19 protein-coding genes and 1 pseudogene are annotated in these 23,046 nt (G+C 62.3%); 9 read left to right on the top strand and 11 right to left on the bottom strand.

The annotated features are described in order from the left end of the window. The first annotated feature begins 135 nt into the window (after positions 1-135). Entirely contained in the window at positions 136-693 is a 558-nt protein-coding gene (locus AD665_RS08585; RefSeq protein ID WP_053191729.1) for a DinB family protein, read from the top strand. Between the two features lie 63 nt (positions 694-756). On the opposite strand, the gene AD665_RS08580 is transcribed toward AD665_RS08585, so the two are convergent. The 5 genes from AD665_RS08580 to AD665_RS08560 form a co-directional block, all read right to left on the bottom strand. Beyond that, positions 757-1,821, bottom strand: coding sequence for a 2,3-butanediol dehydrogenase (locus AD665_RS08580; RefSeq protein ID WP_231995063.1), 1,065 nt, complete (start codon positions 1,819-1,821; stop codon positions 757-759). A gap of 81 nt (positions 1,822-1,902) precedes the next feature. Next, positions 1,903-3,015: an acetoin dehydrogenase dihydrolipoyllysine-residue acetyltransferase subunit gene (locus AD665_RS08575; RefSeq protein ID WP_053191725.1), complete on the bottom strand. Its 1,113-nt coding sequence runs from the start codon at positions 3,013-3,015 to the stop codon at positions 1,903-1,905. Beyond that, a complete protein-coding gene (locus AD665_RS08570; RefSeq protein ID WP_024777753.1) occupies positions 3,015-4,031 on the bottom strand; it encodes an alpha-ketoacid dehydrogenase subunit beta in 1,017 nt (338 codons plus the stop codon). The genes AD665_RS08575 and AD665_RS08570 overlap by 1 nt, the downstream gene beginning before the upstream one ends. 36 nt (positions 4,032-4,067) lie before the next feature. Continuing rightward, the gene (locus tag AD665_RS08565; protein ID WP_024777754.1) at positions 4,068-5,045 is read right to left on the bottom strand and encodes a thiamine pyrophosphate-dependent dehydrogenase E1 component subunit alpha; all 978 of its coding nucleotides are present in this window, start codon (positions 5,043-5,045) and stop codon (positions 4,068-4,070) included. Positions 5,046-5,047: 2 nt separating this feature from the next. After that, positions 5,048-6,130, bottom strand: a complete 1,083-nt coding sequence (locus tag AD665_RS08560; protein WP_053191724.1) for an ATP-NAD kinase family protein — start codon at positions 6,128-6,130, stop codon at positions 5,048-5,050. Positions 6,131-6,477: 347 nt separating this feature from the next. Between AD665_RS08560 and AD665_RS08555 the strand changes: the two genes are divergently transcribed. Beyond that, on the top strand, positions 6,478-8,358 hold the full coding sequence (locus AD665_RS08555; protein ID WP_024777756.1) for a sigma-54-dependent Fis family transcriptional regulator: 1,881 nt from the start codon (positions 6,478-6,480) through the stop codon (positions 8,356-8,358). Between the two features lie 10 nt (positions 8,359-8,368). Here the strand turns inward: AD665_RS08555 and AD665_RS08550 are convergent, their stop codons facing one another. From AD665_RS08550 to AD665_RS08540, 3 genes are all read right to left on the bottom strand, one after another. Next, on the bottom strand, positions 8,369-8,686 hold the full coding sequence (locus AD665_RS08550) for a hypothetical protein (RefSeq protein WP_033034297.1): 318 nt from the start codon (positions 8,684-8,686) through the stop codon (positions 8,369-8,371). 119 nt (positions 8,687-8,805) lie between these two features. After that, on the bottom strand, positions 8,806-10,017 hold the full coding sequence (locus AD665_RS08545; protein WP_053191723.1) for a cytochrome c biogenesis protein DipZ: 1,212 nt from the start codon (positions 10,015-10,017) through the stop codon (positions 8,806-8,808). Between the two features lie 98 nt (positions 10,018-10,115). Further along, the gene (locus AD665_RS08540) at positions 10,116-10,379 is read right to left on the bottom strand and encodes a DUF2790 domain-containing protein (RefSeq protein ID WP_024777759.1); all 264 of its coding nucleotides are present in this window, start codon (positions 10,377-10,379) and stop codon (positions 10,116-10,118) included. A 231-nt stretch (positions 10,380-10,610) separates the two neighbouring features. Between AD665_RS08540 and AD665_RS08535 the strand changes: the two genes are divergently transcribed. The 3 genes from AD665_RS08535 (at position 10,611) to AD665_RS08525 (ending at position 15,600) form a co-directional block, all read left to right on the top strand. Next, positions 10,611-11,351, top strand: coding sequence for a response regulator (locus AD665_RS08535; protein ID WP_024777760.1), 741 nt, complete (start codon positions 10,611-10,613; stop codon positions 11,349-11,351). Beyond that, a complete protein-coding gene (locus AD665_RS08530) occupies positions 11,348-12,670 on the top strand; it encodes an ATP-binding protein (RefSeq protein WP_053191721.1) in 1,323 nt (440 codons plus the stop codon). Before AD665_RS08535 ends, AD665_RS08530 begins: the two co-directional genes overlap by 4 nt. A gap of 356 nt (positions 12,671-13,026) precedes the next feature. Continuing rightward, positions 13,027-15,600 (top strand): bifunctional diguanylate cyclase/phosphodiesterase, encoded by a 2,574-nt coding sequence (locus AD665_RS08525; protein ID WP_053191719.1) that lies wholly within the window; start codon positions 13,027-13,029, stop codon positions 15,598-15,600. A 136-nt stretch (positions 15,601-15,736) separates the two neighbouring features. Here the strand turns inward: AD665_RS08525 and AD665_RS08520 are convergent, their stop codons facing one another. The 3 genes and pseudogenes from AD665_RS08520 to AD665_RS27345 form a co-directional block, all read right to left on the bottom strand. Then, positions 15,737-16,783, bottom strand: coding sequence for a class I SAM-dependent methyltransferase (locus tag AD665_RS08520; protein ID WP_024777763.1), 1,047 nt, complete (start codon positions 16,781-16,783; stop codon positions 15,737-15,739). 275 nt (positions 16,784-17,058) lie between these two features. Then, positions 17,059-17,418: pseudogene (locus AD665_RS08515) on the bottom strand (dienelactone hydrolase); the annotation flags it as partial. After that, positions 17,388-17,531: a hypothetical protein gene (locus AD665_RS27345; protein ID WP_155514780.1), complete on the bottom strand. Its 144-nt coding sequence runs from the start codon at positions 17,529-17,531 to the stop codon at positions 17,388-17,390. The pseudogene AD665_RS08515 and the gene AD665_RS27345, both read right to left, overlap by 31 nt. A 666-nt stretch (positions 17,532-18,197) precedes the next feature. Between AD665_RS27345 and AD665_RS08510 the strand changes: the two genes are divergently transcribed. The 4 genes from AD665_RS08510 (at position 18,198) to glgA (ending at position 23,039) form a co-directional block, all read left to right on the top strand. Next, positions 18,198-18,644, top strand: coding sequence for a DUF411 domain-containing protein (locus AD665_RS08510; protein ID WP_053191717.1), 447 nt, complete (start codon positions 18,198-18,200; stop codon positions 18,642-18,644). Positions 18,645-18,780: 136 nt separating this feature from the next. Then, complete coding sequence (locus AD665_RS08505; protein ID WP_053191715.1) at positions 18,781-19,812, top strand: alpha/beta fold hydrolase; 1,032 nt, start codon at positions 18,781-18,783, stop codon at positions 19,810-19,812. A gap of 11 nt (positions 19,813-19,823) precedes the next feature. Beyond that, a complete protein-coding gene (locus tag AD665_RS08500) occupies positions 19,824-20,786 on the top strand; it encodes a D-2-hydroxyacid dehydrogenase family protein (RefSeq protein WP_053191712.1) in 963 nt (320 codons plus the stop codon). A gap of 681 nt (positions 20,787-21,467) precedes the next feature. Continuing rightward, positions 21,468-23,039 (top strand): glycogen synthase GlgA, encoded by a 1,572-nt coding sequence (gene glgA, locus AD665_RS08495; RefSeq protein WP_024780026.1) that lies wholly within the window; start codon positions 21,468-21,470, stop codon positions 23,037-23,039. Positions 23,040-23,046 lie beyond the last annotated feature (7 nt).

The raw sequence follows: 23,046 nt of genomic DNA, 5'->3' as shown, positions 1-23,046 counted from the left end.
TATGGAGGACTATCAGCCAGCACATAAACCCACTGTGGGAGCGAGCCTGCTCGCGATAGCGGTCTGTCTGGAACGGCTATGCTGGATGTACCGCCGCTATCGCGAGCAGGCTCGCTCCCACAAGGAAGGCTTACCATGAATTATTTCCTCGCCCAGGCCCTGAACAACCAGTGGGCCAACCACCGCCTGCTCGGCACCTGTGCGCAGTTGAGCGAGGACGAATACCTGACGCGACGCACGGGGTTCTTTCCGTCCATACAAGCCACGCTCTGCCATATCCTGGAGGTGGATCGTTATTACCTCACCGCCCTGGAGGGTGATCGTGACGGTCAGATCAAGAACTTCTCCGAGACATTGGCCTTTGCCGAGCTGGTTCGAAGCCAGGCCCGCACCGACCGGCGACTGGTGGCGTTCTGCGAATCCCTGCGGGAGAAAGACCTCGCCCGGTCCGTCGAATTGGTACGCGCCGACGGTGCGGTGGTGCCCGAGCGAATCGACCGGTTGCTCCTGCACCTGTTCGAACACCAGATTCACCACCGTGGACAGGTCCACACGATGCTCAGCGACACCGACATCGAGCCGCCACAGCTCGACGAGTTCTTCCTCGACTGCGACCACAAGTTTCGGCAAACGGAAGAACAGCAGTTGCAACTCGACGAGGGCCGCGTCTGGCGAGCCTATCTAGCGGATTGAGCCCACGGCAAAAAATGCGATGGTCGCTACCGGCCATCGCCAATCGCCCACATCAGGCTGAGCTCAGATCCGGGCCGGTGACACAATGATTTTCACGTTGTGTTCCTTGTTGTTGACCAGTTCCTCGAATCCCTGCCCGACAATCTGCTCCAACTGGATGCGCCCGGTTACCAATGGAGAAATGTCCAAGCGGCCATCAGCAATGAACGCAATGACATCGGCAAATTCGCCGTTGTAGGCCAGCGCGCCGAGCACCTGCTTCTCGGTAGACACCAGTTCGAAGAAGTTGAATTCGCTCGGTTCCTCGAAAATCCCCACCAGCACGCATTTGCCGGCCTTGCGGATCAGGTCGATGGCCAGCTTGGCGGTGTGCTTGTTGCCGATGCACTCGAAGCTGACATCGGCGCCCAGCCCCCCGGTCAGGCGGCGCACTTCAGCCAACGCATCGCACTGGTTGGGATCGATGACATGACTGGCGCCGACTTCCAGGGCCTTGGCCTTGCGTGCACCGGACATTTCCAGGGCAATCACCTGGGCCGCCCCGGCGGCCTTGGCACACATGATGGTGCACAGGCCAATGGTCCCGGCGCCCACCACCACAACGTTCTGGCCCAACAGGCTGCCGGCTTTCTTCACCGCGTGCATGCCCACCGCCAACGGCTCGATCAGCGCGCCGGCCTCTGCAGGAAAATCGGCAGGCAACTTGTAGAGCAAATTGGCCGGCACATTGACCAGTTCCGCGAACGCACCATTGTTCATCAGGCCGGTGAACGCCAGGTTTTCGCAGATGTTGTAAAGCCCGTGGGTACAGTAGTAGCAGGTGCCGCAGTGCTGGCAGGCATCCGCCGCCACCGGCTCGCCAACGCTGAAGCCCTCGACTCCGGCACCCAGTTCGACGATTTCGCCACAAAACTCGTGGCCGAGGATGCACTGGCCCTTGATACCGGTCAGCGGGTGTGGCGCGTCCACCGGGATGAACACCGGCCCGGCCACATACTCATGCAGGTCGGAGCCGCAGATGCCGCACCACTGCACGCGGATCTGCACCCAGCCGGCGGGCGGCGAAACGGGCAACGGTACATCTTCGACACGGATATCGTTGCGGCCATGCCAGACGGCGGCGCGCATGCTGCGGGTAGGCGTGATTGAAGCGTTCATAGCGTTTCTCCAGAATACTTGGGGGCGACGACTCGCGCGTCGCCCGTTCGATCAGTGCTGTTCAATGAACCCAAGGATCAATCGATTGACTTGCTCGGCCGCTTCCATCTGCACCATGTGGCCTTGGCCGCTCAGCACCTCCACCTGGGCGTCCAACCCCTCGCCATGGGCCGCCGGGATGATCGCGTCATCGCTGCCCCAGACCACCAGGGTCGGCACGTGACCGGCCTGCACCACTTCGCGCAAGTCCACCTGTTGGCGACCATCGGCGAACAAGGTCGTCGACAGCTGCCTCAATGCAGCGTCCACGCCCTCCAGGCGCTTGTACTTGAGCATGTCATCGAGCATCTGCCGGTTGACCAGCTCGGCGTTGGAGAACAACTGCACCAACTGCGGCTTGAGGGCGTTGCGATTGGAGGCGTCGACAAAGCCTTGCAGGTAGTCGCCGTTGATCTCAGGGCCGAGGCCAGCACTGCCGATCAGCGTCAGGGAGCGCACCCGCTGGGGCATCAAGCGTGCGGTGTTCAGCGACACGGCCCCGCCCATGGAATGGCCCACCAGGTGTGCGACGCTGATGTCCAGGTGATCGAGCAAGGCCAACACCGCGCCGCTCAACTCGTCCAGGTCGCCACGTTGCAGGGTCTTGCCGGACTCGCCATGACCCGGCAGGTCCAGGGCGATCACCCGGCGGCCGGCCGCCAAGGCCTCATGGTTGAACAGCCAATTGTTCAGGTCCCCGCCAAAACCGTGGACCAACACCAAGGGCATGCCGCCTTCGCCACGTTCAAAGTAGCGAATCACCCGGCCATCCAGCTCGACCTTCTGCGGTTTCGCGCCGGTGTCTTCATCACCGGTGTCGCCCGGCACGAAACTGGACTGGAACTGCTCGATGACCGCATCGATCTCGGCGTCGCTGGCCTCGCCGTCGACGACAATGCCCAGCAAGGCGCCGACCGCCAGGGTTTCATCCTGCCGCGCAACCTGCCGGCGCAACACACCGGAGAACGGCGCTTCGACACTGCTGGAAATCTTGTCGGTCTCCACGTCCAGCACTTCGTCGCCCTTGGTGATGGCCTGGCCCTCTTCCTTGAGCCAGGCATCGACCCGGCCTTCGGTCATCGACAGCCCCCATTTGGGCATGGTCAGGGTATGAATCTGGCTCATCAGCGCTTGCTCCACTCGATCACGTTGAGCACGGCTTGTTCGATCTTCGCCGCGTCAGGGATGTACAGGTCTTCCAGGGAATCGGAGAACGGCACCGGCGTATGCGGCGCGGTGACCATCTCGATCGGCGCCTTGAGTGCGCCGAAGGCTTTCTGCGCCACCAGCGCCGCGATGTCGGTGGCCATGGAGCAGCGTGGGTTGGCCTCATCGATGACCACCAGGCGCCCGGTCTTGTCCACGCTTTCGAGGATGCTGTCCTCATCCATCGGGCTGGTGGTGCGCAGGTCGATGACCTCGCAATCGATACCGCGCCCGGCCAGGCTGCGTGCCGCATCCATGGCGGTGTTGACCATGCGGCCGTAGGACACGAGGGTCACGTCCTTGCCGTCGCGCAGGAAGTTGGCCTCGCCAAACGGGATGGTGTAGAGCTCTTCGGGCACTTCACCCTGCATGCCGTACAGCAATTTGTGCTCGCAGAAGATCACCGGATCGTTGTCGCGGATCGCCTGGATGAGCAAGCCCTTGGCATCGTAGGGCGACGATGGGCATACCACCTTGAGCCCGGGGATGTGCGTCCACAAGGACGTGAGCATCTGCGAATGCTGGGCCGCGGCGCGCAGGCCGGCACCGACCATGGTGCGGATCACCAAAGGCGTGGAAGCCTTGCCACCGAACATGTAGCGAAACTTCGCCGCCTGGTTGAGGATCTGGTCCAGGCAGCAGCCGGCGAAGTCGACGAACATCAGTTCGCACACCGGGCGCACGCCGCAGGTCGCGGCCCCGACCGCCGCACCGACGTAACCGATTTCCGACAGCGGTGTGTCGAGCACGCGACCGGGGAACTGGTCGTAGAGGCCCTTGGTGACGCCGAGCACACCGCCCCAGGCGTCGTTTTCACCGGGCGCGCCGGCGCCACCGGCCACGTCCTCGCCCATGATGAACACGCTGGTATCGCGGTGCATTTCCTGGGCCAGGGCTTCGTTGATTGCCTGCTGATAGCTGATTTTTCTCGCCATGATGGAATTCTCTGTTCTTGTTTTATGAAGGGGCGTTCAGGGGTAGGAGACGTAGACATCGGTGAGCAGGTCCGCTGCCGCAGGCTTGGGATCGGACTTGGCCTTGCGCACCGCGTTTTCGATCAGCAGCTCCACTTCCCGGTCGACCTGGTCCAGTTGCTCGACCGAGAGCAACCCGGCCCGGGTGGTGCGCTCGCGGAACTGCATCAGGCAGTCCTGGTGTTCACGGAAATGCTTGACCTCATCTGGTGCCCGATACGTCTGCGCATCGCCCTCGAAATGGCCGTAATAGCGGGTCAGCTTGACCTCGATCAGCGATGGCCCTTCCCCGGCCCGGGCACGCTCGATGGCCGCCCCGGCGGCTTCGTGAACGGCGAAGAAGTCAAAACCGTCCACCGTCACCCCCGGCATGCCGAACCCGGCGGCGCGATCGGCGATGTGATCGCAAGCCACCGACCAATTGGATGCAGTGGCTTCCGCGTAACCGTTGTTCTCGGCAATGAACAGACACGGCAAGTTCCACACCGAAGCCATGTTCATGGCCTCGAACACCGCGCCTTCGTTGGAGCCGCCGTCGCCGAAGAACACCACCGCGACACTGTCGGTGCCCTTGAGTCGGGCTGCCAGCGCGGCGCCCACCACCAGCGGCGCACCGGCACCGACAATGCCGTTGGCGCCGAGCATGCCCTTCTCGAAATCGGCGATGTGCATGGAACCGCCCTTGCCTTGGCAGACCCCGGTTTTCTTGCCGTAGATCTCGGCCATCATTCCGTAGACATCCACGCCTTTGGCGATGCAATGGCCGTGGCCACGGTGGTTGGAGGCAATGCAATCGTCATCGCCCAGGTGGGCCATGACCCCGGCGGCGGACGCCTCTTCGCCGGCGTACAAGTGGACAAAACCGGGAATCTCGCCGGTGGCGAACTCCACGTGCAGGCGCTCTTCGAACGCGCGGATGGTGCGCATCACCTGATAGGCGTGCAGCAGTTGATCGTGGGTGAGCGGTGTCGACATTTTTATTCTCCAGGGGTGTCTTGAAGGCTGACTTGCAGGTTCAGGGGGTGTTGCGGATGTTCGCGGCCGATGCCCAACAGGCGCTGTTGCGCGACGTAGGCCAGCACCGCGTCGACATCGATGCTCAGCGGGCCGCCAGCATCGAGGGTGACCGTGGGTCGGTCCTGCGGGTTGAATTCGATTTCCCGTTCGCCATCCAGGGCCAGCGTGCCGCTGGACAGCGCCAGCGGATGGGCCACGCCGGGCTCCAGGCGTCCGGCCGCGAGCACGCCGCAGCCCTGCAACAGGCCAGGGGCCAGCGGCACCAGCAGCGCCTCAGGCGATTGCGGGTCCAGGCGCATCCAGGCACCGCCCGGCTCCTGCCGCGTCACCGGCAGCCACAAGCCACACAAGGCCGACAGGCCAATGGATTGCGGCTCGGCAAAGGTCACGAAGACTTCGGCCAGATCCGCCGCCCGGCTGATTGCACGGGCGCCGACAAAGCGCAGCGGCGAAACCGCGACGTCCACCAGGGCGATTTCCCGCAGACCGCGACGGGCCTCGCACACCAGCAAGCGCTTGTTGCGCCGCAGGCCGATCTGTTCGGGGATCCGGCCACTGGCGTACAAACCGCCGGCGAGCCCCGCCGTGGTGGCCTCGCGCAATTCGGGAAAGGCGTTATTGGTACCGGTGGAAAGCGTCAGCAACGGAATGTCGCCCACTTCGGCGGCCACGGCCTTGTGGGTGCCATCGCCGCCGAGCACGGCGATCAGCGCCACCTCGCGCTCGGCCATCAGGCGTGCGGCCCTGCGGGTGTCTTCGACGGTCTGGCGCAAGGTCAGGTCGAGAAACTCCAGGGCCGGCCAATGACTGTCGCGCGCCTGGCGGCTGTGACTGTTCTTCAGCACGGCAGCGGCGATGCCGGTCAAGTCGGTGGGCATCAGCACCTGTTCGACGCCGGTGGCGCCGAAGGCCGCCAGCAGGCGCTGGATCACCGAGACCTTGTCGGTGCTGGAAAACAGCCCGGCATTGGCCGTCAGGCGCCGCACGTCACGTCCCGAGGCAGGATTGGCGATGATCCCGACGGTCAGGGGACGATGACTCATGGCACCACCGTGGATGTGACTGGAGAATGACCTGGGCAGAAAGACATGGCATACCTCGTTTTTATTCTTGGAAGACCCGTCGCCGTGCGGGCTCTGGGCATAGAGCAAGGCCGGTGCCAGGCATGGAGAAAAGCCGGCGGATACCCGGGCCAGAGCCTTCCAAGCCAGATGAGCGACGAGCCGGCACAGGGCTCTGTGAGACGCCACATGTCAGCCTGCACGAGCCGACGGCGAGACCGTGAGACGTGGCGTCTCAAGTCGCTCCCCCCTACTGCCAGGCTTGTCTGTGTCCAGTGAACGGCGCTTAATGAGCGCACAACGATAAGAAGCTGAACCGGAGGCCAATCATGCTTTCCGCTCACTCCCGGGCCCATGTGGATTGCGTCAGCCGCGTCGTGAAGAACGCGAGCCAGTTGCCGCAGTTGCCTGTCCCGGACCTGATCCTCGACTCCTGGCGTCGATCCATGGAGCAGCATCACCTCGACCCCGGCTCGCTGCAGGGCCCGCGCATCCTGTCCGAAGATGTGCTCAAGCAATGCCGCGAGCGCTCCGAGCTGTTCCTCAATATCGCCAGCGAAGAAGTGGCGCGCCTCCATGGCCGGGTACGGGATGCCGACTACTGTGTGCTGCTGACCGACGCCCAGGGCCAGACCATCGATTACCGTGTCGAAACCGCCATTCGCAATGACTGCCGCAAGGCCGGGCTCTACCTGGGCACCTGCTGGTCGGAGGGCGAGGAAGGCACTTGCGGCGTGGCCGCGGTGCTCACGGCCAAGACCCCGGTGACGGTGCACAAGCGCGATCACTTCCGCGCAGCGTTCATTGGCCTGACCTGCTCCGCCGCGCCAGTCTTCGACCCCCAGGGGGAACTGCTCGGGGTGCTGGACGTGTCGGCGGTTCGCTCACCGGACGACCGCCGCTCGCAGCACTTGATCCGCCAGATGGTGGTGCAGAGTGCCCGGGAAATCGAACAGGCATTTTTCATGAGCAGCGCCCAGGGCTATTGGGTGCTGCGGGCCCATCGCAACGCCGGTTACGTCGACAGCCAGCCCGATTACCTGTTCGCCTGGGACGACGACGGTTGCCTGCAAGCCCTGAACCCCGCTGCACGCCAGTACCTGCTGCAACAGTACGGCCAGTTGCCACAGCACATCAGCCAGGTCTTCGACCAACAATGGTTGCACCGTGCCCGGGACGAGAGCCTTTACCCCTTCAGCCGTCAGGGCACCGAGTCGTCCCTGCACGGCCGCTTGAGCGCGCCACGGCATCGGGCGCAGCCGCATGCGCGGGTGGCGATGACCCCGGTCGACATCGATCCACGCCTGGCCGACAGCCTGCGCCTGGCGGTGCGGGTCAAGGATCGCAATCTGCCGGTGTTGATCCAGGGCGAAACCGGCTCCGGCAAAGAGGTATTCGCCCGCCAATTGCACCAGGCCAGCCAGCGCCGCGAGCGCCCGTTCGTCGCGCTGAACTGCGCCGCGATTCCTGAAAGCCTGATCGAGAGCGAGTTGTTCGGCTATGTGGCCGGAGCTTTCACCGGTGCATCGAGCAAGGGTATGCAGGGCCTGTTGCAGCAGGCCGACGGCGGCACGCTGTTCCTGGATGAAATCGGTGACATGCCGCTGGCCTTGCAGACCCGCCTGTTGCGGGTGCTGGCGGAGGGAGAGGTGGCGCCACTCGGTGCGTCACGCCGCAAAGCCGTGGACATCCAGGTGATCTGCGCCACTCACCGCGACCTGGAAGCCCTGGTCACCGTCGGCGAGTTTCGCGAGGACCTGTACTTCCGCCTGGGCGGTGCCCGCTTCCAACTGCCGCCGTTGCGCGAGCGCAGTGACCGGCTGACGCTGATCAACCGCATCCTCGAAGAAGAATCGACTCGCTGCGGCGGCGCCGTGCAGTTGAGCAGCGCGGCCCTGGAATGCCTGCTCGGTTACCATTGGCCGGGCAACATCCGTCAGTTGCGCCATGTGCTGCGCTACGCCTGCGCGGTATGCGACAGCCGCGTGATCCAGCGCGCTCACCTGCCCGAGTCGTTACACGGCGCGCAAGTCACCGCCCTTGCGCCTGAGCCGAGCGCCAGCCCGGAACGCCAGGCCCTGCTCGATGCCCTTGTGCGCCATCGCTGGAAACCCACTGCCGCCGCCCGGGCCCTTGGCATTTCCCGGGCCACCCTGTACCGAAGGGTCCATCAGCACGGCATCGACATGCCTGGCCGAAGCCCGGCATGAGCGGGATCGGCTAGCGGCGCGCCAACTCGTGACGTACGCATTGCTCGTAGTAGGTCTGCTTGACTGCGGCGGGCTTGAGGCGAGAGGCGCTGTCGTAGGTCTGTTCGGTGATGCCCAGGGCGGTCATGCGCATCCACGGCCGGGGAAACTTGCGCGCTTGCAGCTTTTTCCGGGCGCCGTACAGGGAGACACCGGAGAGCTTGGAAGCTTGTGCGCCTGCCGCGATGTCCGCCCCCCAGCGACATACGGACTGCTGGTTTTGCGTCAGCGCCCGCGCCTGGGTTTCGAGCGATACGCAGGCCAGGAAGGATGTCACTACGACCCACATGGCCACGCCCCACATAGAAAATCGCATAAGTTTGTCGTCCAACATTCTGAAATAAAAGAAGTTTGACAACCTTTGAATGGACTAGGGGCCAGTACTCGACTGGCCCTTCGCCACAGTTATTACTGGCTCGCCTTGGCCTCCTGCAGCAACTGTTGGATCACCTGCTCCTGCTCGCCATAGCGGCCTTCACCGAAGTGGCTGTAGCGCACCTGCCCCTTGGCATCGATGAAGTAATGCGCCGGCCAGTACTGATTGTTGAACGCGCGCCAGATCGCATACTGGTTGTCGATGGCCACCGGGTAGTTGATGTCCAGCTTGCGAACCTGCTGGCGCACGTTGTCGATGATCTTCTCGTAGCCGTATTCCGGGGTGTGAACGCCAATTACCACCAACCCGTCCTTCTCATACTTCTTGGCCCAGTCATTCACGTGGGGAAGCGTGTGCTGGCAGTTGATGCAGTCGTAGGTCCAGAAATCCACCAGCACCACCTTGCCCTTCAGCGCTTCGCTGTCGAGCGGCGGCGAGTTCAGCCATTGCACCGCACCGTCCAGCGAAGGCATGGCGCCCTGGGCCTCGAGGTTCGGCATCGGGTTGGCGCTGGCCTTGCTGATCACGTAGTCGATTGCCTGGGGTACCTTTTCCAGTACGCTTTGCTCCAGGCTTGCGGCGCCTTGGGAAGAAGTGCTGGCCAACAGTCGATCATCGGCGCCGGTACCGATCGCCACGGCAGTCAGCAACACCACCACACCGCTGCCACGACGCAACCAGGCTGTCACCGGCAACGACAGCTTCAGCCGTGCAACCAAACCACGTCCGGCGAAGATCAAGGTTCCCAGCGACAAGGCACTGCCCAGGCCGTAGGCCAGCAGCAACAGGCTGGTCCCGGCGCTTGCGCCCTGCAGCATGGCCCCGGTCAGGATCACACCGAGTATCGGCCCGGCACAGGGCGCCCAGAGCAGCCCGGTGGCGACACCGATCAATACCGATGCCAACGGCCCATCCAGTCGCCCGGCACCCGCATCGACGCGATTGCCCAGCCTGACCAGCGGCCGCGCCAACCAGGTGCCAACCCGGCTGAAGATCAGGGACAAGGCGAACAGCACCATCACCCCCAGGGCGACCTGCCGTCCCACGCTGCTGGCACGCAGCACCCAGTCACTGCTGACCACCGCCAGGCTCGATACCAGGGCGAAGGTCAGGACCATGCCACCGAGGGTCAGCAACATCGAGCCCGGCGTACGGTTGGCCCGGGCGAACAGAAACGGCACCACGGGGAGAATACAAGGGCTGAGGATCGTCAGAATCCCGCCGAGGAAAGCGATCAGAAGCATGGCATCACCTCATGGGCAGTCAGGCCGGACCAGGCCTAAACCACAAATATTTATCGATTTAAAACAATCAGTTATATGACTTTATTGATATTTAACTTTCAGTTTTCGTTGCTGCAGTTGTCAGCCAACTTGCGATATTCCAGTGCCTGGCGGTGCCCCGCCGAATCCAGGTAGGTCATGTGAGCATTGACGACGCCGCAGGAAGGACCGCTGTCTTCGGAGATGGAGAGCACTTTCTGGATGTCCAGGTGATTGCCGTAGGCGTAGGTCTGCGTCTGGACATTGCTTTCGGCCCGGGCCGACAGGGTGCAGATGTTCAGCGCGGCGAACAGGCAGGCGGCGTAGATGGCTTTGGTGTTCATGGCGGTGTCCTCGGTTCATTCAATGGGTGTGTTTGCTGTCGAGGCCGGGTGTGTTGCCTCGTTGGATGCCATTGAATGCCGCTGAGGTATCGCGCCTGTATCGAGCCGGGGGCTTTTTGCATCGCTGTGTATCCGTCGCGCGCCAGATACACTGCAATACAAACCGTCGGGAGCCAGGCCCGCCGCGCCCTGTATTCTGACCACAACAAAACGCCAAGAGGGCTGGACACCATGGATCATGTCGATCATGTGTTGATAGTGGATGATGATCGCGAAATCAGGGAACTGGTGGGCAACTACCTGAAAAAGAATGGACTGCGTACCACCGTCGTCGCCGATGGCCGGCAGATGCGCGCCTTTCTGGAAACCACGCCGGTGGACCTGATCGTGCTGGACCTGATGATGCCGGGCGATGACGGCCTGGTCCTGTGCCGGGAACTGCGCGCCGGCAAGCACAAGGCCACGCCGGTCCTGATGCTCACCGCCCGCAACGACGAAACCGACCGCATCATTGGCCTGGAAATGGGCGCCGACGATTATCTGGTCAAACCCTTTGCCGCACGTGAGCTGCTGGCCCGGATCAACGCGGTGTTGCGCCGCACCCGCATGCTGCCGCCCAATCTGGTGGTCACCGAAAGCGGCCGCCTGCTGGCGTTCGGTCGCTGGCGCCTGGACACCACGGCGCGTCACCTGCTGGACACCGACGGCACCATGGTCGCCCTGAGCGGCGCGGAATACCGGCTGTTGCGGGTGTTCCTCGACCACCCACAGCGGGTGCTCAACCGCGACCAACTGCTGAACCTTACCCAGGGTCGGGACGCCGATCTGTTCGATCGCTCCATCGACCTGCTGGTCAGCCGCCTGCGCCAGCGTCTGCTGGATGATGCCCGCGAGCCGGCCTATATCAAGACCGTGCGCAGCGAAGGCTATGTCTTCTCCTTGCCAGTGGAAATTCTCGAGGCATCGACATGAGTCTGCCGCTACGCTGGCCGCGCACCCTCGCCTCGCGGCTGTCGCTGATTTTCCTGATCGGTCTGATCCTGGCCCAGGGCTTGTCGTTCGGCGCCCAATATTACGAACGCTACCAGACCGCCAAGTCCACCATGCTCGGCAATCTGGAAACCGATGTCTCGACCTCCGTCGCCATCCTGGATCGCCTGCCCGCCGCTGAACGCCCGGCCTGGCTGCCCACACTCACCCGGCGCAACTACGGCTACCTGCTGAATGAAGGTCAACCCGGCCAACCGATAGAACGTGGCAACGCGCCGATATCGGTGAGTTCGATCGAAGACGCCATCGGCCAGGCCTATCCACTGACCTTTATCGACATTCCTGGACCACAGAAGCATTATCAGGCTCATTTGCGCCTGAGCGATGGCAGTCCACTGACCATCGACGTCCGTCCGGCCATGATGCCCCTCTCCCCCTGGCTGCCGGTGGTGCTGCTGGGACAGTTGGCATTGCTGATCGGCTGTACCTGGCTGGCTGTGCGCATCGCCGTCGGCCCCCTGACCCGGCTGGCCCAGGCCGTGGAAACCCTCGATCCGAACGCCCACAGCGTACGCCTGGATGAGCAAGGCCCGACCGAAGTGGTCCATGCGGCCAAGGCGTTCAATGCCATGCAGGACCGTATCGCCGCCTATCTGAAGGAGCGCATGCAGTTGCTGGCGGCGATATCCCACGACCTGCAGACCCCCATCACCCGCATGAAGCTGCGGGCGGAATTCATGGATGAGGGCATTGAGAAGGACAAACTCTGGAGCGACCTGGGTGAGATGGAGCATTTGGTGCGCGAAGGCGTGGCCTATGCCCGCAGCATCCATGGCGCTACCGAGGCCAGCTGTCGAATCAGCCTGGATGCGTTTCTCGACAGTCTGGTGTTCGACTACCAGGACACCGGGCAGGATGTGCAGTTGTCCGGAAAGAATGCCGCCGTCATCGACACCCGCCCCCATGCCTTGCGTCGGGTGCTGGTGAACCTGGTGGACAACGCGCTGAAGTTCGGTGGCGCGGCCCGGATCGAGGTGCAGGCCGATCGCGATGGCCAACTGGCGATCCAGGTCCTGGACCGCGGCCCCGGCATCAACGAGCAGGAGCTGGCCGAAGTGCTCAAGCCGTTCTACCGGGTGGAAAGCTCGCGCAACCGTGAGACCGGCGGAACCGGACTGGGACTGGCCATCGCCCAGCAACTGGCGACGGCCATGGGCGGCTCACTGACCCTGAGCAACCGCGAAGGCGGCGGCCTGTGCGCCGAACTGCGCCTGAGCCGCGACGCCTCGCTCGGCAATTGACCTTGGGCTGACCGGTCTACCGCTATCGCGAGCAGGCTCAGTTTGCAGGGATGTTGAATGTGCTGACGCCGTCGCGGGCAAGCCCGGCTCCCACAGATTCCTCGGGCGCCCACAGAATCGCATGGGGACCCGAACGAACGAGACATCGTGATGGAACCCGCCAAGCAGGTCCTGGGCGCACTGCTGCCGGGCCATCGCAAAGACAGGGAATAGGCGCGTTATCAGCTGTCGTCGCGCCCCACGCCGATACTTGACCGTCTTATCAAGTTACCGGGTGTCAGGTCAGTTAAGTTAATTGGCCTGACAGCCGATACAGAAGCGTGCGGGATATTTCGCGTTTAGCTGATGACTTGTTTATGACTGAAGATGCAGGCAACGACTCCACCGACCTTTCCCCGGGTAAGCCGACCCGAAGTTTCACCCGACGCACCTTCCCGGCCATCATGCTCCTGCTGTTTGTCATGTCCGCACTGGCGATTGCCGTGCTGCTCAACATCACCGGGGCCCAGGACAAGCGTGCCCGGGAACAGAGCCTGTTTTTTGCCCAGCGCGCCATCGACGGCATCCGCACCGGCATCGGTCGCGACCTGAGCGACTACTCCAAATGGAGCGACGCTTACCGGCATCTGCACGTGACGGTGGATAAGGCTTGGGCCTACGACCAGGAAAATATCGGCAGCAGCGTCTATTCGCTCTACGGTTACCAGGCTGTGTTCGTCATTTCTCCCACGGGGAAGACGGTTTATTCGGTGATCAACGGCGAAATGAGCGACGCCGAGGCCGGCACCTGGTTGACGGGCGACCTGCAAGGCCTGGGAAAGACCGCCAGCGCTTCGGAAAACCGGGATGAAGTGATCGTCAAGTTGTTGCATCACGAAGGGGCGCCTGCATTCGTCGCCGCGTCGGCCATCACCACCGGCACCGACAACAGCGTGCCCGAGATTCCTGGACCGCCCAGCCTGCTGCTATTCGTGAAGGTACTTGACCCGGCGTCGCTGGAGAGTCTGGCCCGGGACTTCTCTCTCCCGGATGCCTATATCGCCCACAAACCGGGCCCGGACGGAACGGCCGAATTATCACTCGGCGAAAATATCCATGAGGCCCTGGCATGGCGGCCACCAACCCCCGGCAACGATCTGCGCAAGGTACTGTTGCCCTTGCTGGTGCTGGCTCTGCTGATCCTGGGGATCCTGGCCCTCGCTGTGTTGCGCCATGCCCTGACGATGCTTCGCGCCCAGGAGTACCAGTACGACAGCCTCCTGGCCCACCGCAAGGCGCTGGAACGCAGCGAAGAACGTTTTCGCGACATTGCCGAGGTGTCCTCCGACTGGTTGTGGGAGGTCGATTCCGCCGGGACATTGACCTATCTGTCGGAACGCTTCGAGCAAGTGACCGGATTCAGTCCTTCCGAGTGGCTGGGCAAGCCCCTGCACCGACTACTACACCCTCACGGCGGGTCGATTTCCATTGCCCAGTGGTTACTCGGCGGCGCCAACAACGCGTCATCGAGCCCGCTGTTGTGCGAGTACACCGCGCGCAATCAACGCATACGTACCTGCAAACTCTCGGTCCGGGCCATTGATGCCGGCGCTCTGGGGTTTCGAGGTACCGCCACCGATATCACCGATGAGCTGCGGGCATTGGCCCAGATCAAGCACCTCTCCCTGCATGACCCGCTGACCGGGCTGGCCAACCGCAACCGGCTGTTCGATTGCCTCAGCGAGTACCTGGACCCAGCCAGCGGCGTTTCGTTGGCGGTGCTGAACCTGGACATGGACCGTTTCAAGCCGGTCAACGACTCCCTGGGCCACGCCGTGGGCGACAAAGTGTTGAAGGAAGTGGCCCATATCCTTCAACAGAACGTACGCGACTCCGATCTGGTGGCCCGCCTGGGCGGTGACGAGTTTGTCATTGTCATGCCCGAACCAGGCAATGCTGACGACCTCGATCAACTCTGTGGACGCCTGATCGACTGCATGCAGCGCCCCATGCATCTGGACGGCAACACCCTGTACCTGGGAGTGAGTATCGGCGTGGCCTGGGCGCACCCCGGTGATAGCCGGGCCGATGAACTGTTGCGCCAGGCCGACATTGCCTTGTATGCGGCCAAGGCAGCCGGTCGCAACACCTGGCGCGTCTACGTGGAAGCAATGGGTAACGTGGCCCGCGACCGTCGGCGCTATGAACAGCAACTGCGCGACGCCATGCACCGGGACCAGCTGGAACTGCGTTACCTGCCCCGTTTCGACGTCAACGCCGAGCAGTTGTACGGCTTCGAAGCCCAGACGTTCTGGCACCATCCAGAAAAAGGTGAACTGGGGGGGGCCGACTTCATTCCGGTTGCCGAAGCGTCAGGTCAGTTGGAAGAGTTGGGGGCCTGGATGTTGATCAACGTCTGCGAGGAAGCGGCGAGCTGGCCGACACCCGTCAACGTATCCATCGCGGTTTCGCCGAAATGGTTCGGCAGTAGCTTCTTGCTTAATCAAGTGCAGACAGCTCTTGAGACAAGCAACCTGGCTCCCCATCGACTGGTCCTGGAAGTGGCCGAGGGCATTCTGCTGGTCGACCACAAGACAGTGGCCGACACCCTGCATGCCCTCAAGGATCTGGGGGTGCGTATCAACATCGATAAGTTCGGCACCAACATCGCCTCTCTACGCGAAGTCTTGAACCAACCGTTCGACGGCATCCGCTTCGATCGCAATATCCTCTCGCAACTGGGCCTGGAGCATGATCACGAAGGTGTCCTGGCGATGATCCGACTGAGCCGCAGCGTGGGATTGATGGTCACCGCCGAAGGTATCGAAAACGCCAGACAATTCAGACAATTGCGCAACGTCGCCTGCGACCATGTCCAGGGCCCCTACTTCGGCTCGGCGCTGGCCCGCTCGGAAATGGCCTCGTTCTTCACCACACCCCGGTGGCTATAAAGCAGCACCGATAGCCCTTTGTGCGAGCCTGCTCGCGAAGGCGTCAGCACAGCCACCTTCGCCATCAGCGGATAGACCGCTATCGCGAGCAGGCTCGCTCTCACAGGAGTCCGAGTGAGTACGTGCCCCCGCGCGACTACTTGCGAGCCTCCAGGATCAGGTTGAAAGGCGTCTCCGCTGCCCGACGGAAGTGTCTGAAACCCGCCTCGGCAAATATCTCCCGCAACCTCGTCTCTCCGGCCTGCGCACCCAGGCCCAGCCCCACTTCCTGGGACAGCGAGTTCGGTGTACAGATAAACGTGGAAGCGGCATAGAACAGCCGGCCGACGGGGGTAATGTTCTCGTCCAGCGTGTCTTTGGCGTAGGGCTCGACTAGCAGCACCGTACCGTCTGCCTTCAGCGCCTGAAAGGCGTGCTGTGCTGCACCGACCGGGTCCCCCATGTCGTGCAGGCAGTCGAAATAGCAGATCAGATCGTAATCATCCCCCGGGAAGCTCTTCGCGGTACTTTGGACAAAGCTGACGCGGTCGTCGACGCCACCCTCTTCGGCACGCTGCGTCGCCGTGGCAATGGAGGGTGCGTGATAATCGAAACCTACAAAGCGCGAAGCCGGAAAAGCCTTCGCCATGACGATTGTCGATGCGCCATGCCCGCAGCCGACGTCCGCCACCTTCGCGCCGGCGGTGAGCTTATCGACGACCCCCTCCAGCGCCGGCAACCATTGCGACACCAGATAGGATTTGTACCCGGGCCGGAAAAATCGCTCGGTACCGTGGAACATGCAGGGATGGTGGTCCCCCCAGGCCAGGCCTCCATCTCCGCGCATGGCCGCCACCAGCTTATCCTTGTCGTGGAACATGGAGGCAACCACCATGACCCCGCCCGCTACGTAAACCGGTGAGTCCTCGATGGCCAGCGCCAACGCCTGTTCTTCAGGCAAGACGAACTGGCCGTCCTGATGTTCCATGTACCCGGATGCTGCGTGGGCGCTGAGCCATTCCTGGATCAGTCGTGGATTGCAGCCTGTCCTGGACGCGAGTTCCTGAGAAGTGACCGGCCGGCTATCCGCCATGGCTTTATACAACCCAAGCTCATCGCCAAGCATCACGTTGGCGAGCATTGCCGAAGCGCCCATGTCGGACACCAGCCTGCCCATGAACTCGTTAAGTTTTGCCTCGTCCATTACGTACCCTCCTGTGAGAAGGCCACCGTCGACACGGGCATGCAGGACCTGAAAACTGTAGCGGTGGTCGGATGGATTGGCACCCGGCTGCGCGCTGCCGCATCACCGAGTGGGGAAACGCCTGGCGAACGCGGGTGCACGCGCCTGGCTACCCCCACGATGATCTGCGCGGGGGCTTTCAGTCTAATCCTGGAGAAGCGCTCATGGTGCCTGACGCGACACTCGGTGTGCTCGTTCTTCGCGAGCAGGCTCGCGCCCACAGGCGTCCGGGTTATCTATAGGCTGAACCGCTCTTCCGTCAGCCGGTGGGCACGTGCCTCCGGACTGCCTGATGGTTGCGCGAGAAACTCGGTAATCAGCGATGTAATCTGCTGCTGTATCACCCCACGCGGACGACCGTTGTTACCGTCGCGGCAAATGATGCCATCGCCAGGTACATCCTCTTCCAGCAACGCCTGCGCGCCAGGTTTGCACATCGACAGGAAGCTGAAATGGCTGGCATCGCTGATTTCGATGTAACGGTTGGACGCCGGCGCCAGGCGTTTTGCCAGGTTGGCGGACTCCAACTGGGCGGGAAGATCATGAGACGGTACGCCGGCGGCGATCACCAGCGTGGGTACTGGTAACGTTGCCAGGGGCCATTGTGCGTGTCCGGCAGGGTCGAAGCGTAGAAACCGACAGGGCTTTCATCCGCGAGCGCGATGGTCGTCATGCAGGTCAGAAGCAAGGCGCCGAAAGTTGTTTTCAATGTTTTTATCTTCCCTGATCAGAAAAAGCGCGGAAACTTTAACGCGCTATCAGGCGCGGTCTGCACCCCATTGGCGGTGAAGATAAGTCCCACGGGCATTAAAGCCCATCTGACATTCCCGCACATAGTTTTGATAACCAGCTCAACGGGCAATTTGAAGGAGCGACACGTTCGTATTTCGCGAGCCTGCTCGCGAAAGCGCCGGGTCAGCCTGCATCCATATTGGCTGGGCCACCGCCATCGCGGGCAAGCCCGGCTCCCACAGGGCTGGGCGGCGTATGCGGGTGCTGCGTATACCCCGAATCCAATGTGGGAGCGAGCCTGCTCGCGATAGCGATGGGTCAGATTGCGGGGATGTCGACTGTGCCACCGTCATCGCGAGCAGGCTCGCTCCCACAACGGGCTGGCGTAGTTACCGGATGTTGTGACCAACCCGCAATCAGGGTGGGAGCGAGCCTGCTCGCGATAGCGGCGAAACAGCTTGCATCAATTTTGAATGTCCCTGCCCATCGCGAGCAAACCCAGTGCCCATAGGGTCCGGCGGCCTGTGCATTCAGCTTGATGCCCCCACCTGACAATTCTGTCATCTGTCTCTCAGCAGCCTGTCAGCTCACAACCGCTACTCTGGTATCCTCCCCCCAACCCGCTCCACACGAGACCGTTTTCATGGCCAATCCCCTGCACCTGCTCGCCCTGAGCGCCCTGTTCGTGACCACCCTGGCCCAGGCCGCCGCGCCTGCCACCATCGATGTGCACCGCGACGCCAACTGCGGCTGCTGCAAAAAATGGATCGCTCATCTGCAAGAGAACGGCTTCAAGGTCAACGACCATGTCGAAACCGACATGAGTTCAGTGAAGCAGCGCCTGGGCGTGGCGCCGAACATGCGTTCCTGCCATACCGCCGAGATCAACGGCAAATTCGTGGAGGGTCACGTCCCTGCCGATCAGGTACGAGCGTTGAGCCAACGTGATGACCTGCTCGGCGTGGCCGCACCCGGCATGCCCATGGGGTCGCCCGGCATGGAAATGGACGGCATGAGCGACGCCTATCAGGTAATTGGCTTGAAAAAAGACGGAACGCAAACCGTGGTGGCGGATTACCCGGCTCACTGACAGGGGAACGCTGCGCTGCGTCATGGTGCATTTTCTCCTGGGTGGGTTGAACATTCCGGCCTGTCGGTTGCCTGTGGTTAATGTCGCTATAACCGGACCGTTCCAGGAGCGGCCGGCTGCCACAAGGAGATTGACCATGCCGCGCCCCAACTTTCGCTGGTTACCCAGCCTGTTCCTGATCGCCACCCTGCCGCTGCTCGCCCACGCCGAGAACCCTCCGGAGGGGGCGGCCTACGGGCCAGAGCTCCAGGGGTTCGAATACCCCTATACCCTCAAGCACTTCGCATTCCAGTCCCAAGGCAAGCCCCTGCAGATGGGCTACATGGATGTACCGGCCCAAGGCAAGGTCAATGGCCGCAGCATCGTGTTGATGCACGGCAAGAACTTCTGCGCCGCCACCTGGGGCGACTCCATCAAGACCCTTAGCGAGGCCGGTTACCGGGTGATTGCGGCTGATCAAATCGGCTTCTGCACGTCCAGCAAACCGGATCACTATCAGTACAGCTTCCAACAATTGGCCACCAACACCCAGGCCCTGCTCAAGGCCCTTGGCGTACAGAAGGCAATCATCCTGGGGCACTCCACCGGCGGTATGCTCGCCACCCGTTATGCCTTGCAGTTTCCCGAGCAAGTAGAGCGCCTGGCGATGGTCAACCCCATCGGCCTGGAGGATTGGAAGGCCCTCGGCGTGCCCTACCCCACCGTCGATCAATGGTACGCACGGGAGCTGAAACTCAACGCCGACGGCATTCGCAATTACGAACGCACGACTTACTACGGCGGCCGCTGGAAGCCGGAATTCGAGCGTTGGGTGGACATGCTCGCCGGATTGAACAAGGGGCCCGGACATACTCAGGTCGCGTGGAACTCGGCGCTGATCTACGACATGATCTTCACCCAGCCGGTCTACTACGAATTCAAGAACCTGAAAGTGCCAACTCTGTTGCTGATCGGCACCGCCGATACCACAGCCATCGGCAGCGACATCGCCCCGCCGGCCGTGAAAGCCAGACTCGGCCGCTACGAGGTGCTGGGCAAGCAGGCCGCTCAAATCATTCCCAGGTCGACCCTGGTGGAGTTCCCTCATCTGGGGCACGCTCCGCAGATGGAAGAACCGGAGCGCTTTCATGAAGCATTGCTGAGCTGGCTGAACAAACCCTTTTCCTGACGAGGTGCTCCATGGCAGTGCAAATAGCGGTCATCGACGATTGGCAAGACGTGGCACGGGACGTGGTGGACTGGTCGGTGCTGGATAACATCGGCCAGGTCACATTGCTTCATGATTACCCTGCCGACCGCGATACGCTCGCTGAGCGCCTGGCACCCTTCGAAGTGATTTGCGTGATGCGCGAGCGCACATCATTCGACGAAAGCCTGCTGCGTCGCCTGCCAAATCTCAAACTGCTGCTCACCGGCGGTATGCGCAACGCCGCCCTCGACCTCAAGACCGCTACCGAGCTGGGCGTTCAGGTGTGCGGCACCGAAAGCTACAAGCACGCCGCCCCCGAACTGACCTGGGCGCTGGTGATGGCCTTGAGCCGCAACCTCGTCCAGGAAGCCAATGCCCTGCGTGCGGGCCTGTGGCAGCAGGGCCTGGGCGGCGATTTGTATGGCAAGACCCTGGCTATCCTGGGCTTGGGCAGCATCGGCAAGCGAGTGGCACAGTTCGGCCAGGTATTCGGCATGCGGGTGATCGCCTGGAGCCAGAACCTCAGTGCAGAACAGGCCGCCGAGGCGGGCGTGACCTACGTGAGCAAACAGCAGCTGTTCGAGCAGGCAGACATACTCTCGATCCATCTGGTGCTCGGCGAACGCACCCGAGGCCTGGTGGACGCCCAGGCGCTGGCCTGGATGAAACCCGAGGCGCTGCTGGTCAACACCGCTCGGGGGCCGATTGTCGATGAAAACGCGCTGATCGATGCCCTTCGGCACAAGCGCCTGGCCGGCGCCGCCCTGGATGTATTCGCCCAGGAACCCCTGCCTGCCGATCACCCATTCCGGACGCTGGATAACGTACTGGCCACACCGCACGTGGGTTACGTCAGCCAACAGAACTACCGGCAATTCTATTCGCAGATGATCGAAGACCTGCAAGCCTGGGCCGCCGGGGCACCGATCCGCTTACTGACCCCGACCGCATAGTCGACAGATCGCTATCGCGAGCAGGCTCGCTCCCACAGTGGTTCTCCAGTGTGCGCAAGATCCGAGATCACGCCAAATCTCCTGTGGGAGCGGGCCTGCTCGCGATAGCGATTCAGCAACTGACACCTTCATAGCTGACAGCGCGCAATCGCCGAAATCCGTTCCCCAGAACAGTGCCAGCCGTTGATGAATAGAGGCCATCAAAACGCCTCCATTTCTCACGCCCTCCAATGGTGCAACACGTCACCCTATCGCGCACGTCGATGAAACCGCTCCTGCCCCCCTACCGCATTTTTATTTCAAACACGTGCACTTCGTCGGCGGGTATCTCCCTTTGTCCTGTAAGACATTGCCGACAAAAAACGTGATTGTCCGACAAATCGACGAAGCGCACCGCACCGCTCTAGGTTCTGACCTAGACTGCCAATCCGGGTGGAAAACCGACCGGTCATCCAGAGGAAAAAAAGTCGAAACTTTTCGTGACGGCGACGGGTCAGGTTAGAGGTAGGGCAACAGCGGGTGGTGCAGTCCTTGCACAGCCCTATTACCTGATTCGCTTCGCCGCATTGGGCAGCGCTTTGCTCTCCTTGCGTAGCGCTTGTGCGCCTGGCCGCAGGATTCGGCCAATGAAACAACAGCTCTGGCGCTTGCCGGAAACAGATCGAGAAACAGGAGATATTTATGATCAGTGCTGCCTTGGAACCCCAGCAAGTCCGTTCACAACTACCGCCGGCGACTGAATCGCCGATGGCACCGGTGCTATCCACCGGAGGCAAGGCACTGCTCCCCGTCGTCCGCCAGAATCCCAACCGCAAGAAAGTTCTGTTCGTCACCTCGGAAATCGCCGACCTGGTGAAAACCGGCGGCCTGGGCGACGTCTCATCCGCACTGCCCCGGGCAATGGCCGGCCTGCATGATGTCCGGGTGCTGATCCCCGGTTATCCGCAAGTGATGAACAGCGGCAATCCGATCCACATCATTGGTGAACTCGGCGGCCATGCCGCACTGCCTCCCTGCAAGATCGGTCGCATGGACATGGCTGACGGCCTGGTGATCTACGTGCTGATCTGCCCCGAACTCTTTGCCCGCGAAGGCTCGCCCTACGGTGCCAACAATGGCCGCGACTGGCCGGACAATCACATCCGCTTCGCACGCCTGGGCCTGGCCGCGGCAGACATCGCCGCCAATCTGGCCCAGATCCACTGGTGCCCCGACCTTGTCCATGCCCACGACTGGCCGGCCGGGCTGGCACCCGCCTACATGCACTGGCGCGGACAGCGCACCCCGACCCTGTTCACCATCCATAACCTGGCGTACCAGGGCGTCGTCAGCCTGGCCTCCTGCCCTGAACTGGGCATTCCCGAGCACGCGCTGCAACAGGAAGGCATGGAGTTCTACGGCAAACTGTCGTTTCTCAAGGCCGGCATGGCCTATTCCAGCCATATCACCACGGTCAGCGCCACCTATGCCCAGGAAATCACCACCCCGGCGTTCGGCTGCGGGCTCGATGGTTTTCTCGCGGCCAAGACCCAACAAGGCTTGCTCAGCGGGATTCCCAACGGCATTGATGAAAGCTGGGATTCGGCCACCGATACACACCTGTTCCGCAATTTCGCCATCGGTGATTGGGAAGGCAAAGCGGTGAATGCCGATCATGTGCGCGAACTGTTCGGTCTCGATGAGTCCAACGGCCCGTTGTTCGCCGTGGTGTCGCGCCTGGTGTATCAGAAAGGCCTGGACCTGACCGAAGCCGTCGCCGAGTTCATCGTCGAATCCGGCGGCCAGATCGCCATCATCGGCCGTGGTGAACCGGAAGAGGAACAGGCCATGCGCGAGCTGGCGCTGCGCTTCCCCGGCCGGATCGGCGTGCGTATCGGCTTCAACGAAACCGACGCACGACGGATGTTCGCCGGCAGCGACTTCCTGCTGATGCCTTCGCGCTATGAACCCTGCGGCTTGAGCCAGATGTATGCCCAGCGCTTCGGCTCGCTGCCGGTGGCGCGCAATACCGGCGGCCTGGCGGACACCATCGAAGACGGCATTACCGGCTTTTTGTTCGCCGAGTCCACCGTGGACAGCTACAAACTGGCATTGAGCCGGGCATTCAAGGTCTTCGCTTTCCCCGACCTGCTCAACGCCATGCGTTGCCGGGCGATGTCGGCGCCTTTCAACTGGAGCAAGGCGGTCGAACCCTACGCCGAACTCTACGAACAACTGGTGGCGAAATCCCTGGGTAAATCGGCCAGACAATGAGGTGATC

The organism is Pseudomonas corrugata, from assembly GCF_001269905.1.
Taxonomy (GTDB): domain Bacteria; phylum Pseudomonadota; class Gammaproteobacteria; order Pseudomonadales; family Pseudomonadaceae; genus Aquipseudomonas; species Aquipseudomonas corrugata.
This window is presented reverse-complemented; position numbering and strand designations above follow the sequence as displayed.

Coding starts and splice junctions, on each gene's coding strand:
- AD665_RS08550 (WP_033034297.1), bottom strand. CDS start 8,686: ATGTGGGTCGTAGTGACATCCTTCCTGGCCTGCGTATCGCTCGAAACC.
- AD665_RS08520 (WP_024777763.1), bottom strand. CDS start 16,783: ATGGACGAGGCAAAACTTAACGAGTTCATGGGCAGGCTGGTGTCCGAC.
- AD665_RS08535 (WP_024777760.1), top strand. CDS start 10,611: ATGGATCATGTCGATCATGTGTTGATAGTGGATGATGATCGCGAAATC.
- AD665_RS08580 (WP_231995063.1), bottom strand. CDS start 1,821: ATGCGCGCCGCCGTCTGGCATGGCCGCAACGATATCCGTGTCGAAGAT.
- AD665_RS08540 (WP_024777759.1), bottom strand. CDS start 10,379: ATGAACACCAAAGCCATCTACGCCGCCTGCCTGTTCGCCGCGCTGAAC.
- AD665_RS08545 (WP_053191723.1), bottom strand. CDS start 10,017: ATGCTTCTGATCGCTTTCCTCGGCGGGATTCTGACGATCCTCAGCCCT.
- AD665_RS08565 (WP_024777754.1), bottom strand. CDS start 5,045: ATGTCGACACCGCTCACCCACGATCAACTGCTGCACGCCTATCAGGTG.
- AD665_RS08575 (WP_053191725.1), bottom strand. CDS start 3,015: ATGAGCCAGATTCATACCCTGACCATGCCCAAATGGGGGCTGTCGATG.
- AD665_RS08530 (WP_053191721.1), top strand. CDS start 11,348: ATGAGTCTGCCGCTACGCTGGCCGCGCACCCTCGCCTCGCGGCTGTCG.
- AD665_RS08555 (WP_024777756.1), top strand. CDS start 6,478: ATGCTTTCCGCTCACTCCCGGGCCCATGTGGATTGCGTCAGCCGCGTC.
- AD665_RS08505 (WP_053191715.1), top strand. CDS start 18,781: ATGCCGCGCCCCAACTTTCGCTGGTTACCCAGCCTGTTCCTGATCGCC.
- AD665_RS08585 (WP_053191729.1), top strand. CDS start 136: ATGAATTATTTCCTCGCCCAGGCCCTGAACAACCAGTGGGCCAACCAC.
- AD665_RS08510 (WP_053191717.1), top strand. CDS start 18,198: ATGGCCAATCCCCTGCACCTGCTCGCCCTGAGCGCCCTGTTCGTGACC.
- AD665_RS08500 (WP_053191712.1), top strand. CDS start 19,824: ATGGCAGTGCAAATAGCGGTCATCGACGATTGGCAAGACGTGGCACGG.
- AD665_RS08570 (WP_024777753.1), bottom strand. CDS start 4,031: ATGGCGAGAAAAATCAGCTATCAGCAGGCAATCAACGAAGCCCTGGCC.
- AD665_RS08525 (WP_053191719.1), top strand. CDS start 13,027: ATGACTGAAGATGCAGGCAACGACTCCACCGACCTTTCCCCGGGTAAG.
- glgA (WP_024780026.1), top strand. CDS start 21,468: ATGATCAGTGCTGCCTTGGAACCCCAGCAAGTCCGTTCACAACTACCG.
- AD665_RS08560 (WP_053191724.1), bottom strand. CDS start 6,130: ATGAGTCATCGTCCCCTGACCGTCGGGATCATCGCCAATCCTGCCTCG.